The sequence below is a fragment of the Streptomyces sp. SN-593 genome, from assembly GCF_016756395.1.
In the GTDB taxonomy this organism is placed as follows: Bacteria; Actinomycetota; Actinomycetes; order Streptomycetales; family Streptomycetaceae; genus Actinacidiphila; species Actinacidiphila reveromycinica.
This window is the reverse complement of record NZ_AP018365.1, coordinates 5,098,208-5,110,802: the sequence shown is the minus strand read 5'-3', so window position 1 is coordinate 5,110,802 and position 12,595 is coordinate 5,098,208. Positions and strand designations below refer to the sequence as shown.

Here is a 12,595-nt window from a genome sequence, read left to right as displayed (position 1 = left end):
GCTATCAGACCGCCCTCATGAGAAGGGTCGCGGCGACCACCACCGCGGTACCGCCGAGCATGGAGACGGCGTACGACCTGACGTAGCCGTTCTGGAGCCGGCGCAGCCGCCCCGACAGGCCGCCGACGGAGGCGGCCGTGCCGTTGACGACGCCGTCGACCAGGGAGTGGTCGAGGTAGACCAGCGAGCGGGTCAGGTGCTCGCCGCCCCGCACCAGCACCACGTGGTTGAAGTCGTCCTGGAGCAGGTCGCGGCGGGCCGCCCGGGTGGCCAGGCTGCCGCGCGGCGCGACCGCCGGCACCGGCCTGCGCCCGTACATCAGCCAGGCGATGCCGACGCCGACCACCAGGCAGACCATGGTGGCGGCGGTGACGGTGCCGGCGCTCACCGGCGAGTCGCCCTCGCTGTGCCCGGTGACCGGCTCCAGCCACTTCAGGAACGAGGAGTTGATGCTGAAGGCGGCGCCGGCGAAGACCGAGCCGAGGGCGAGGATCATCATCGGGACGGTCATCGACTTCGGCGACTCGTGCGGGTGCGGCTCGTGGCCCTCCGCGTCCGGCACCCAGCGCTTCTCGCCGAAGAAGGTCATCAGCATCACCCGCGTCATGTAGAACGCGGTGACCGCGGCGCCCAGCAGGGCCGCGCTGCCGAGGATCCAGCCCTCGGTGCCGCCCTTGGCGTACGCCGCCTCGATGATCTTGTCCTTGGAGAAGAAGCCGGACAGCCCCGGGAAGCCGATGATCGCCAGGTAGCCCAGGCCGAAGGTGACGAAGGTGATCGGCATGTACGTGCGCAGGCCGCCGTAGCGGCGCATGTCCACCTCGTCGTTCATCCCGTGCATCACCGAGCCGGCCCCGAGGAACAGCCCGGCCTTGAAGAAGCCGTGCGTGACCAGGTGCATGATCGCGAAGACGTAGCCGATCGGGCCGAGCCCGGCGGCCATGATCATGTAGCCGATCTGCGACATCGTGGAGCCGGCGAGCGCCTTCTTGATGTCGTCCTTGGCGCAACCGACGATCGCACCGAAGAGCAGCGTGACCGCGCCGACGGTGACCACCGCGGTCTGCGCGTCCGGCGCCGCGTCGAAGATCGCGCCCGAGCGGACGATCAGGTAGACGCCCGCGGTCACCATGGTCGCGGCGTGGATCAGGGCCGAGACTGGGGTCGGGCCCTCCATCGCGTCGCCGAGCCAGGACTGGAGCGGCACCTGAGCCGACTTGCCGCACGCGGCGAGCAGCAGCATGAAGCCGATGCCGGTGACGGTGGCGTGCTGGGTGGCCGAGGCACCCGCGGCGGCCGGCAGCACGTCGGCGAAGGCGAACGACCCGAAGGTGGTGAACATCAGCATGATGCCGATGGACAGCCCCATGTCGCCGACCCGGTTGACCAGGAACGCCTTCTTCGCGGCGGTCGCCGCGCTCGGCTTGTGCTGCCAGAAGCCGATCAGCAGGTAGGACGCCAGCCCGACGCCCTCCCACCCCGCGTACAGCAGCAGGTAGTTGTCGGCGAGCACCAGCAGCAGCATCGCCGCGAGGAAGAGGTTGAGGTAGCCGAAGAAGCGGCGGCGGCGCTCGTCGTGCTCCATGTAGCCGATCGAGTAGATGTGGATCAGGGTGCCCACACCGGTGATCAGCAGGACGAACGTCATCGAGAGCTGGTCGAGCTGGAAGCCGACCTGGGCCTGGAAGCCCTCCACCGGCACCCAGGTGAACAGGTGCGCGTGCAGGGCGCGGTCGTCGGCGTCCTTGCCGAGCATGTTGGCGAAGAGCACCACGCCGAGCACGAAGGACAGCAGCGCGAGCAGCGTGCCCAGCAGGTGGCCGCCGCGGTCGAGCCGGCGTCCGCCGGTGAGCAGGATGCCCGCGCCCAGCAGCGGCGCCGCGACGAGCAGTCCGATCAGGGTTTCCACGTCTCGCAGCCCCTTACAGCTTCATCAGGTTCGCGTCGTCGACCGAGGCCGAGTGGCGGGTTCGGTAGATCGACACGATGATCGCCAGGCCGACCACGACCTCGGCGGCCGCGACGACCATCGTGAAGAACGCGATGACCTGCCCGTCGAGGTTGCCGTGCAGCCGGGAGAAGGTGACGAACGCCAGGTTGCAGGCGTTCAGCATCAGCTCCACGCACATGAACACGACGATCGCGTTGCGCCGGACCAGCACGCCCGCCGCGCCGATGGTGAACAGCAGCGCCGCCAGGTAGAGGTAGTTCGCCGGGTTCACTTCGCACCCTCCTCCGCGGACGCCGGGGCCCGCTCGCCGTCCTGTGCCGGGCCGCCTCGTGCCGGGCCGGGCCGTACCGTGCCGGGCTGTACCGTGCCGGGCTGTTCCGGGGCCCTCTCCAGCCACTCGTCGGAGCGCTGGTCCAGCGCGGCCAGCCGCCGCATCGCGTCCCGCGACACGTCGCGGATCTGGCCGCGGTCGCGCAGCGTGGAGCTGACCGACAGGTCGGACGGCGAGCCGTCCGGCAGCAGCGCCGGCACGTCCACCGCGTTGTGCCGGGCGTAGGTGCCCGGCGCCGGCAGCGGGGTGACCTGGCGGCCCTCGCGGACCCGGGCCTCGGCCAGCTCGCGCTGGGTGCGGCGCTCCTCGGTCCGCTCCCGGTGGGTGAGCACCATCGCGCCGATCGCCGCGGTGATCAGCAGCGCGCCGGTGATCTCGAACGCCCACACGTACTTGGTGAACACCAGGTGGGCCAGGCCCTGGACGTTGCCGCCGTCCACCGCGTTGGCCGCGCCGGTGCCGGTGAAGGTGTCCAGGGAGGCGTTGGCGATGCCGGCGATCAGCAGGATGCCGAAGCCGAGGCCGCACAGCGCGGCCATCCAGCGCTGGCCCTTCAGCGTCTCCTTCAGCGAGTCGGCGGCGGTGATGCCGACCAGCATGACCACGAAGAGGAAGAGCATCATGATCGCGCCGGTGTAGACCACGATCTGCACCACGCCGAGGAAGTACGCGCCCTGGGCGAGGTAGAACACCGCGAGGATGATCATGGTGCCGGCCAGCGACAGCGCGCTGTGCACGGACTTCTTCATCAGCACGGTGCCGAGCGCGCCGAGCACGGCGACGGTGCCCAGCACCCAGAACTGCACGGCCTCGCCGGTGGAGGTCTGGTACGCGGCGGCGGCGAGCGGCAGCGACTGCATCGAGCCGGTCATGCCTCCTCCCCCGTTCCGGCCGGGGCGCTGCCGCCGGGGGCGACGGTCTCGGCCGCCTCCGGCTCGCCGGTGTACGGGTTCGTCGCCGGCGCCGACTCGTCGGGCCGCTCGCCCTTGGAGACGGCGACCTGCCGTACGGTGCCGGGCGCCGCCCCGGTGACCGCGCCGCGGTAGTAGTCGCCCTCGTCCGTACCGGGGAAGATCGAGTGCGGCGAGTCGACCATGCCCTCCTCCAGCCCGGCGAGCAGCTGCTCCTTGGTGAAGATCAGCGACTCGCGGGTGCGGTCGGCGAGTTCGTACTCGTTGGTCATGGTCAGCGCGCGGGTCGGGCACGCCTCGATGCACAGCCCGCACAGGATGCAGCGGGCGTAGTTGATCTGGTAGACGCGGCCGTAGCGCTCGCCCGGGGAGTAGCGCTCCTCGTCGGTGTTGTCCGCGCCCTCCACGTAGATCGCGTCGGCCGGGCAGGCCCAGGCGCACAGCTCGCAGCCGACGCACTTCTCCAGGCCGTCCGGGTGCCGGTTGAGCTGGTGGCGGCCGTGGAACCGCGGCGCGGTCGGCTTCTTGTACTCGGGGTACTGCTCGGTCAGCCGCTTCTTGAACATGGCCTTGAAGGTCACGCCGAAGCCCGCGACCGGGTCCAGGAACTCAGGCATCGCCGTCCTCCGTGTTCTCCGTCTGCGCGGCGTCCGGACCGGACGGACCGGGCGCGCCGGACGCACCAGGTGCGCCTACGAGTTGGGCCTGTGCACGGCTGGGCCGCCGCGGCACCCGCTCGGCCTGCTGGCCCGGCAGCGGCGGCACCGGATAGCCGCCCGCCATCGGGTCGAACCGCTGCTGCGGCGCGAGCGCGCCGCCGGCCGCGGACTCCTTGCGTTTCTCCTCGCGGTCCCGCATGACGTCGACGACCAGCGAGATCAGCAGCAGCGCGACGACCGCGCCGCCGACGTACAGCACGATCCTGGTGAAGTCGTAGTCCTGGTTGCGCATCGCCTTCACGGCGGCGACCAGCATCAGCCAGACCATCGAGATCGGGATGAGCACCTTCCAGCCGAGCTTCATCAGCTGGTCGTAGCGGACCCGGGGCAGGGTGCCGCGCAGCCAGATGAAGAAGAAGAGCAGCAACTGCACCTTGACGACGAACCAGAGCAGCGGCCACCAGCCGTGGTTGGCGCCGGTCCAGAAGGTGCTGATCGGCCAGGGCGCCCGCCAGCCGCCGAGGAAGAGCGTGGTGGCGACCGCGGAGACCGTCACCATGTTGACGTACTCGGCGAGCATGAACAGCGCGAACTTGATCGAGCTGTACTCGGTGTTGAAGCCGCCGACCAGGTCGCCCTCGGACTCCGGCATGTCGAACGGCGCCCGGTTGGTCTCGCCGATCATCGTGCAGATGTACACCAGGAACGACACCGGCAGCAGGATGATGTACCAGCGCCCGTTCTGCGCCTCGACGATGGTCGAGGTGGACATCGAACCGGAGTAGAGGAAGACCGCCGCGAAGGACAGGCCCATCGCGATCTCGTACGAGATCATCTGCGCGGAGGCGCGCAGGCCGCCCAGCAGCGGGTAGGTCGAGCCGGACGACCAGCCGGCGAGCACGATGCCGTAGATCCCGACGGACGCGGTGGCGAGGATGTAGAGGATGCCGATCGGCAGGTCGGTGAGCTGCATCGCGGTGCGGTGGCCGAAGACGGAGACCTCGTTGTCGGCCGGGCCGAAGGGGATCACCGCGAACGACATGAAGGCGGGGATCGCGGCCACGATCGGCGCGAGGACGAAGACCACCTTGTCCGCGCGCTTGACGTTGAGGTCCTCCTTGAGCATCAGCTTCACGCCGTCGGCGAGCGACTGGAGCATGCCCCAGGGGCCGTGCCGGTTCGGTCCGATCCGCAGTTGCATCCAGGCGACGACCTTGCGCTCCCACACGATGGAGAAGAGCACGGTCAGCATCGCGAAGGCGAAGCAGAAGACCGCCTTGACGACGATCAGCCACCACGGGTCGGTGCCGAAGAACGACAGGTTCTCCGTGGTGGCGGCGAGCTGGACGCCGCCGGTGGACAGGGCGGTCATGACTGGACCTCCGCACTGGGCGACGCGGTGAGCGAGACGACCTGGCCCGGGCGGGCGCCGGTGTCCGAGGCGACTCCGCCGCCGGCGGAGTTGAGCGGCACCCACACCACCCGGTCCGGCATCGGGGTGACGGCCAGCGGCAGCGCCACGCTGCCGGCCGGTCCGGCCACGGTGAGGACGTCGCCGTCGGCCGCCCCGACCTCCGCGGCGGTCGCGGCCGACAGCCGGGCGACGGCCGCGTGCCGGGTGGCGGCCAGCGCGTCGTCGCCGTCCTGGAGCCGGCCCTGGTCGAGCAGCAGCCGGTGGCCGGCGAGCACCGCCTGGCCCGCGGCGGGCCTGGGCAGCGGCACCGACGCCGCGGCGGGCGCGGCGGCACGGGAGCCGGACCAGCCGGCGAGGGCGTCGAGTTCGCGGCGCGCGGCGCGCACGTCGGACAGGCCGAGCGCGACGTCCATCGCGTCGGCGAGCATCGTCAGCACCCGGGCGTCGGGGAGCTGGTGCCGGGTGGTGGCCTGGTCGGGCTTGATCGCGGCCTCGAACATCCGCGCCCGGCCCTCCCAGTTGAGGAAGGTGCCGGACTTCTCGGCGACCGCGGCGACCGGCAGCACCACGTCGGCGCGGTCGGTGACCTCGCTCGGCCGCTGCTCCAGGCTGACCAGGAAGGCGACGTTGCCGAACGCGGCCCGGGCGGCCGCCGGGTCGGGCAGGTCCGCGACCTCGACGCCGCCGACGACCAGGGCGGCCAGCTCGCCGGTGGCCGCGGCCGTCAGGATCTCGCCGGTGTCGCGGCCGAACCGGGTCGGCAGGGCCGGCAGGCCCCACACCCGGGCGACCTCGTCGCGGCCGCGCGGGTCGGTGAGCGGGCGCCCGCCGGGCAGCAGCCCGGGCAGCACCCCCGCCTCGACCGCGCCGCGCTCGCCGGCCCGGCGCGGGATCCACGCGGTCCGCGCGCCGCTCGCCGCGGCCAGCCGCAGCACCCCGGTCAGGGCGCCCGGCACGGCCGCGAGCCGCTCGCCGACCAGGATCACCGAGCCGGGCGCGCGCAGCGCCTCCGCGGCCAGACGGCCGGCCTCGTCCAGACCGGCACTCCCCCTGCCCGCGGCGGAGGTGCCCCCACCGGCCAGCGCGTCCAGCCAGTCCGGCTCGGTGCCGGGCGCGGCCGGCAGCAGCACGCCGCCGGCCTTCTCCAGACCGCGCGAGGTGTGGGTGGCCAGCGCGAAGGTCTGCTGCCTGCTCTTGCGGTGGGCCTTGCGCAGCCGCAGGAAGACGCCGGGGGCCTCCTCCTCGGCCTCCAGGCCGGCCAGCAGCACGGTCGGTGCCTGTTCCAGGGCCCGGTTGGTCACCCCGGGGGTTCCCAGGTCGACGCCCTGGCCGGCCACGTGGGCGGCGAGGAAGTCGGCCTCCTCCTCGGAGTGCGGGCGGGCCCGGAAGTCCACGTCGTTGGTGCCCAGCGCCACCCGGGCGAACTTCCCGTAGGCGTAGGAGTCCTCGACGGTGAGCCGGCCGCCGGCCAGCACGGCGGCCCGGCCGTGCGCGGCGTTCAGCCCCGCGGCGGCCGCGGCGAGCGCCTCCGGCCAACTGGCGGGGGCGAGTTCACCGTCGGCGCCGCGGACCAGCGGGTGGGTGAGGCGCTCCGGCCGCTGCGCGTAGCGGAAGCCGAACCGGCCCTTGTCGCACAGCCACTCCTCGTTCACCTCCGGGTCGTTGGCGGCCATCCGCCGCATGACCTTGCCGCGCCGGTGGTCGGTGCGGGTGGCGCAGCCGCCCGCGCAGTGCTCGCACACCGACGGCGAGGAGACCAGGTCGAAGGGGCGCGAGCGGAACCGGTAGGCGGCGGAGGTGAGCGCGCCGACCGGGCAGATCTGGATGGTGTTGCCGGAGAAGTACGACTCGAACGGGTCGCCCTCGCCGGTCCCGACCTGCTGGAGCGCGCCGCGTTCGAGCAGCTCGATCATCGGGTCGCCGGCGATCTGCTGGCTGAAGCGGGTGCAGCGCGCGCACAGCACGCACCGCTCCCGGTCCAGCAGCACCTGCGCGGAGATCGGCACGGGCTTGGCGAAGGTGCGCTTGCGGCCCTCGAAGCGGGAGTCGGGGTCGCCGACCGACATCGCCTGGTTCTGGAGCGGGCACTCGCCGCCCTTGTCGCAGACCGGGCAGTCCAGCGGGTGGTTGATCAGCAGCAGTTCCATCACGCCGCGCTGCGCCTTCTCGGCGACCGGCGAGGTGAGCTGGGTGGTGATCACCATGCCGTCGGTGCAGGTGATGGTGCAGGAGGCGACCGGCTTGCGCTGGCCCTCGATCTCCACGATGCACTGGCGGCAGGCGCCGGCCGGGTCCAGCAGCGGGTGGTCGCAGAACCGGGGGATCTCGATGCCCAGTTGCTCGGCGGCGCGGATCACCAGGGTGCCCTTGGCCACCGAGATCGGGATGCCGTCGATGGTGACCGAGACCAGGTCCTCGGGGGGCGGCGCCGGCTGCGACCCGGAGGGGGCGTTCGTAGTGATGGTCACGCGTGGGCCTCCGTACGGGACTTGTCGGCCCAGGCGGTGGAGCGGGCCGGGTCGAAGGGGCAGCCTCCGCGCTCGATGTGCTCCTCGTACTCCGCGCGGAAGTACTTCAGGGAGGAGAAGATCGGGGCGGCGGCGCCGTCGCCGAGGGCGCAGAAGGACTTGCCGTTGATGTTGTCGGCGATGTCCTGGAGCTTGTCGAGGTCCTCCGGCCGGCCCTTGCCGGCCTCGATGTCGCGCAGGAGCTGGACCAGCCAGTAGGTGCCCTCGCGGCAGGGAGTGCACTTGCCGCACGACTCGTGCGCGTAGAACTCGGTCCAGCGGGTGACGGCGCGCACCACGCAGGTCGTCTCGTCGAAGCACTGGAGGGCCTTCGTGCCGAGCATGGAGCCGGCCGCGCCGACGCCCTCGTAGTCCAGCGGCACGTCGAGGTGCTCGTCGGTGAACATCGGGGTCGAGGAGCCGCCGGGGGTCCAGAACTTCAGCCGGTGGCCCGGCCGCATCCCGCCGCCCATGTCGAGCAGTTGGCGCAGCGTGATGCCGAGCGGGCCCTCGTACTGGCCGGGGCGGGCGACGTGGCCGGAGAGCGAGTAGAGCGTGAAGCCCGGGGACTTCTCGCTGCCCATGGAGCGGAACCACTCCTTGCCGCGCTGGATGATCGCGGGAACCGAGGCGATCGACTCCACGTTGTTCACCACGGTGGGGCAGGCGTACAGGCCCTCGACGGCGGGGAAGGGCGGCCGCAGCCGGGGCTGGCCGCGGCGGCCCTCCAGGGAGTCCAGCAGCGCGGTCTCCTCGCCGCAGATGTAGGCGCCGGCGCCGGCGTGCACGGTGACGTCGAGGTCGAAGCCGCTGCCCTTGATGTCCTTGCCGAGGTAGCCGGCGGCGTACGCCTCGCGGACCGCCTCGTGCAGCCGGCGCAGCACCGGGACCACCTCGCCGCGCAGGTAGACGAAGGCGTGGTGCGAGCGGATCGCGTAGCAGGCGATCACGATGCCCTCGATGAGGGAGTGCGGGTTGGCGAAGAGCAGCGGGATGTCCTTGCAGGTCCCCGGCTCGGACTCGTCGGCGTTCACCACCAGGTAGTGCGGCTTGCCGTCGCCCTGCGGGATGAACTGCCACTTCATGCCGGTGGGGAAGCCCGCGCCGCCGCGGCCGCGCAGTCCGGAGTCCTTGACGTACGCGATCAGGTCGTCCGGGGCCATCGCGAGCGCCTTGGTGAGCGCCTCGTACCCCTCGTGCCGGCGGTAGGTCTCCAGCGTCCACGACCGCGGGTCGTCCCAGAACGCCGACAGTACGGGCGCGAGCAGCTTCTCGGCCGGTTCGACGGTCATCACTCGCCCTCCTCCTCGGTGGCGTGGTCCTGCGCGTGTTCGGCGACCGGGTCCGCGGGGTGGGCGGGGTCGGACTCGGCGGTCTGCCGCGGTGCGTCGTGCGAGCTGGGGTGCTGCGCGGGCGACGGCGAGGTGGCGGTGTCGTGCGCCCCGGGGTCGTCGGCCGGCGAGGCGTCGCGCTGGCCGACCACCTTCGGCGACGGCAGCTCCCCGCGGTGCAGCCGCAGGCCCGCCAGGGAGGCGGGGCCGGCGCCGCCGGTCGCCTCGACCGCGCCCTCGCGCTCGTCGGGGAAGCCGGCCAGGATGCGCGCGGTCTGCCGGTAGGTGCACAGCGGGGCGCCGCGGGTCGGCCGGACCTCGCGGCCGGCGATCAGGTCGTCGACCAGGCGCTTGGCGGACTCGGGCGTCTGGTCGTCGAAGAACTCCCAGTTGACCATCACCACGGGCGCGAAGTCGCAGGCCGCGTTGCACTCGATGTGTTCGAGGGTGACCTTGCCGTCCTGCGTGGTCTCGTCGTTGCCCACCCCGAGGTGCTGTTGCAGTTCCTCGAAGATCGCGTCGCCGCCCATCACGGCGCACAGCGTGTTGGTGCAGACGCCGACCTGGTACTCGCCGGAGGGCTTGCGCCGGTACATCGTGTAGAAGGTGGCGACCGCGGTGACCTCGGCGGTGGTCAGGCCCAACTGCTCGGCGCAGAACCGGATGCCGGTGCGGGTGACGTACCCCTCCTCGGACTGCACCAGGTGCAGCAGCGGCAGCAGCGCGCTGCGCGAGCCGGGGTAGCGGGCGATCACCTCCTTGGCGTCGGTCTCCAGCCGGGCCCGGACGTCGGCCGGGTAGTCGGGGGCGGGCATCTCGGGGATTCCCAGGGACACCCCCTGGGAGCCGCCTGCCTGTGCGGGCTCAGTCATCGGTCGACACCTCCCATCACGGGGTCGATGGACGCCACGGCGACGATGACGTCGGCGACCTGGCCGCCCTCGCACATCGCGGCCATGGTCTGCAGGTTGGTGAAGGACGGGTCGCGGAAGTGCACCCGGTACGGGCGGGTGCCGCCGTCGCTGACGACGTGCACGCCCAGTTCGCCCTTGGCCGACTCGACGGCGGAGTACGCCTGCCCCGGCGGTACCCGGAAGCCCTCGGTGACCAGCTTGAAGTGGTGGATCAGGGCCTCCATGGAGGTGCCCATGATCTTCTTGATGTGGTCGAGGGAGTTGCCCATGCCGTCCGGGCCGAGCGCGAGCTGCGCCGGCCAGGCGATCTTCTTGTCCTCGACCATCACCGGTCCGGGGGCCAGCCGGTCCAGGCACTGCTCGACGATCCGCAGGCTCTGGTACATCTCCTCCAGGCGGACCCGGAAGCGGCCGTAGGAGTCGCAGGTGTCGGTGGTCGGCACCTCGAAGTCGTAGTTCTCGTAGCCGCAGTACGGGTCGGACTTGCGCAGGTCGTGCGGGAGTCCGGCGGCGCGCAGGATCGGGCCGGTGGCGCCGAGCGCCATGCAGCCGGTCAGGTCCAGGTAGCCGACGTCCTGCATCCGGCCCTTGAAGATCGGGTTGCCGGTGGCGAGCTTGTCGTACTCCGGCAGGTTCTTCCGGAACTTCTTCACGAACTCGCGGATCTGGTCGACCGCGCCGGGCGGCAGGTCCTGGGCGAGGCCGCCGGGGCGGACGTAGGCGTGGTTCATCCGCAGGCCGGTGACCAGCTCGAAGATGTCGAGGATGTACTCGCGGTCGCGGAAGCCGTAGATCATGATGGTGGTGGCGCCCAGTTCCATGCCGCCGGTGGCGATGCACACCAGGTGCGAGGAGATCCGGTTGAGCTCCATCATCAGCACCCGGATGACGCTGGCCCGGTCCGGGATCTGGTCGGTGATGCCGAGCAGCTTCTCCACCGCGAGGCAGTAGGCGGTCTCGTTGAACAGCGGCGTGAGGTAGTCCATGCGCGTCACGAAGGTGGACCCCTGGGTCCACGTCCGGAACTCCATGTTCTTCTCGATGCCGGTGTGCAGGTAGCCGATGCCGGAGCGGGCCTCGGTGACCGTCTCGCCGTCGATCTCCAGGATCAGCCGGAGCACACCGTGGGTGGACGGGTGCTGCGGGCCCATGTTGACGATGATCCGCTCGTCATCGGCCTTGCCCACGGTCTCGGCGAGTTCGTCCCAGTCCCCGCCGGTGACGGTGAACACCCGGCCCTCGGTGGTCTCCCGCTCCTCCGCCTGCTGCGGAGCCGTGTATCCGTAACTCATGAGTACGACCTCCGCTGGTCGGGAGCCGGGATCTGGGCACCCTTGTACTCGACGGGGATGCCGCCGAGCGGGTAGTCCTTGCGCTGCGGGTGGCCGGGCCAGTCGTCCGGCATCATGATCCGGGTGAGCGCGGGGTGGCCGTCGAAGACGATGCCGAAGAAGTCGTAGGTCTCGCGCTCGTGCCAGTCGTTGGTCGGGTAGACCGTGACCAGCGACGGGACGTGCGGGTCGGCGTCCGGCGCGCTGGTCTCCAGCCGCAGGACGCGGCCGTGGGTGAGCGAGCGCAGGTGGTACACCGCGTGCAGCTCGCGGCCCTTGTCGCCCGGGTAGTGCACGCCGCTGACGCCGGTGCACAGCTCGAAGCGCAGCGCGGGGTCGTCGCGCAGCGTGCGGGCGACCCGGACCAGGTGCTCGCGGGCGATGTGGAAGGTCAGCTCGCCGCGGTCGACGACGGTCTTCTCGATCGCCTCGCCCGGCGGCAGCCCCTGCTCCTCCAGGGCGCCCTCCAGCTCGTCGGCGATCTCGTCGAAGGGCTCGCCGTAGGGGCGGTTGGCCGCGCCCGGCAGCCGGACGGTGCGGACCAGGCCGCCGTAGCCGCTGGTGTCGCCGCCGTTGGCGGCGCCGAACATCCCGGTGCGCACGCCGATCACCTCGCCGGCGTCGTGGCGCTGGGCCGGCACGCCCTCGGCGGGCTCCTCGGGCAGGTCGGGCGGGTTCGGGGTGGCGGTCATCGCAGGAGCCCCTTCATCTCGATGGTCGGGAGCGCCTTGCGCGCCGCCTCCTCCGCCTCGCGGGCGGCGGCCTCGCGGTTCACGCCGAGCTTGCCGTGCTGGATCTTCTCGTGCAGCTTGAGGATCGCGTCGAGGAGCATCTCGGGGCGCGGCGGGCAGCCGGGCAGGTAGATGTCGACGGGCACCACGTGGTCGACGCCCTGCACGATCGCGTAGTTGTTGAACATGCCGCCGCTGGAGGCGCACACGCCCATCGAGATGACCCACTTGGGGTTCGGCATCTGGTCGTAGACCTGGCGCAGCACCGGCGCCATCTTCTGGCTCACCCGGCCGGCCACGATCATCAGGTCGGCCTGCCGCGGCGATCCACGGAAGACCTCCATGCCGAACCGGGCCATGTCGTACCGCCCGGCGCCGGTGGTCATCATCTCGATGGCGCAGCAGGCCAGGCCGAAGGTGGCCGGGAAGACCGATGCCTTACGCACCCAGCCCGCCGCGGTCTCCACCGTCGTCAGCAGGAATCCGCTCGGCAGTTTCTCTTCGATACCCATGGG

At 71.6% G+C, this 12,595-nt stretch carries 11 protein-coding genes; all 11 read right to left on the bottom strand.

Annotated elements, in window-relative coordinates; genetic code table 11:
• Positions 1-4 precede the first annotated feature (4 nt).
• The 11 genes from nuoL to RVR_RS21540 are packed head-to-tail and all read right to left on the bottom strand — an operon-like array spanning position 5 to position 12,592.
• A complete protein-coding gene (nuoL, locus tag RVR_RS21590; RefSeq protein WP_202235420.1) occupies positions 5-1,909 on the bottom strand; it encodes an NADH-quinone oxidoreductase subunit L in 1,905 nt (634 codons plus the stop codon).
• Positions 1,910-1,922: 13 nt separating this feature from the next.
• Positions 1,923-2,222, bottom strand: coding sequence for an NADH-quinone oxidoreductase subunit NuoK (nuoK, locus tag RVR_RS21585; protein WP_202235419.1), 300 nt, complete (start codon positions 2,220-2,222; stop codon positions 1,923-1,925).
• Positions 2,219-3,154, bottom strand: a complete 936-nt coding sequence (locus tag RVR_RS21580; RefSeq protein ID WP_202235418.1) for an NADH-quinone oxidoreductase subunit J — start codon at positions 3,152-3,154, stop codon at positions 2,219-2,221. Before RVR_RS21580 ends, nuoK begins: the two co-directional genes overlap by 4 nt.
• Positions 3,151-3,810, bottom strand: a complete 660-nt coding sequence (gene nuoI, locus RVR_RS39190) for an NADH-quinone oxidoreductase subunit NuoI (RefSeq protein WP_202235417.1) — start codon at positions 3,808-3,810, stop codon at positions 3,151-3,153. Before nuoI ends, RVR_RS21580 begins: the two co-directional genes overlap by 4 nt.
• Positions 3,803-5,224 (bottom strand): NADH-quinone oxidoreductase subunit NuoH, encoded by a 1,422-nt coding sequence (gene nuoH / locus RVR_RS21570; protein ID WP_202235416.1) that lies wholly within the window; start codon positions 5,222-5,224, stop codon positions 3,803-3,805. Before nuoH ends, nuoI begins: the two co-directional genes overlap by 8 nt.
• The gene (locus RVR_RS21565; RefSeq protein ID WP_202235415.1) at positions 5,221-7,734 is read right to left on the bottom strand and encodes an NADH-quinone oxidoreductase subunit G; all 2,514 of its coding nucleotides are present in this window, start codon (positions 7,732-7,734) and stop codon (positions 5,221-5,223) included. Before RVR_RS21565 ends, nuoH begins: the two co-directional genes overlap by 4 nt.
• On the bottom strand, positions 7,731-9,065 hold the full coding sequence (gene nuoF, locus RVR_RS21560; protein ID WP_202235414.1) for an NADH-quinone oxidoreductase subunit NuoF: 1,335 nt from the start codon (positions 9,063-9,065) through the stop codon (positions 7,731-7,733). Before nuoF ends, RVR_RS21565 begins: the two co-directional genes overlap by 4 nt.
• Complete coding sequence (gene nuoE, locus RVR_RS21555; protein ID WP_202235413.1) at positions 9,065-9,976, bottom strand: NADH-quinone oxidoreductase subunit NuoE; 912 nt, start codon at positions 9,974-9,976, stop codon at positions 9,065-9,067. Before nuoE ends, nuoF begins: the two co-directional genes overlap by 1 nt.
• Positions 9,973-11,310, bottom strand: a complete 1,338-nt coding sequence (locus tag RVR_RS21550) for an NADH-quinone oxidoreductase subunit D (protein ID WP_202235412.1) — start codon at positions 11,308-11,310, stop codon at positions 9,973-9,975. Before RVR_RS21550 ends, nuoE begins: the two co-directional genes overlap by 4 nt.
• Positions 11,307-12,041, bottom strand: a complete 735-nt coding sequence (locus RVR_RS21545) for an NADH-quinone oxidoreductase subunit C (protein ID WP_202235411.1) — start codon at positions 12,039-12,041, stop codon at positions 11,307-11,309. The genes RVR_RS21550 and RVR_RS21545 overlap by 4 nt, the downstream gene beginning before the upstream one ends.
• Positions 12,038-12,592, bottom strand: a complete 555-nt coding sequence (locus tag RVR_RS21540; protein ID WP_093785987.1) for a NuoB/complex I 20 kDa subunit family protein — start codon at positions 12,590-12,592, stop codon at positions 12,038-12,040. The genes RVR_RS21545 and RVR_RS21540 overlap by 4 nt, the downstream gene beginning before the upstream one ends.
• Between the last annotated feature and the right edge of the window lie 3 nt (positions 12,593-12,595).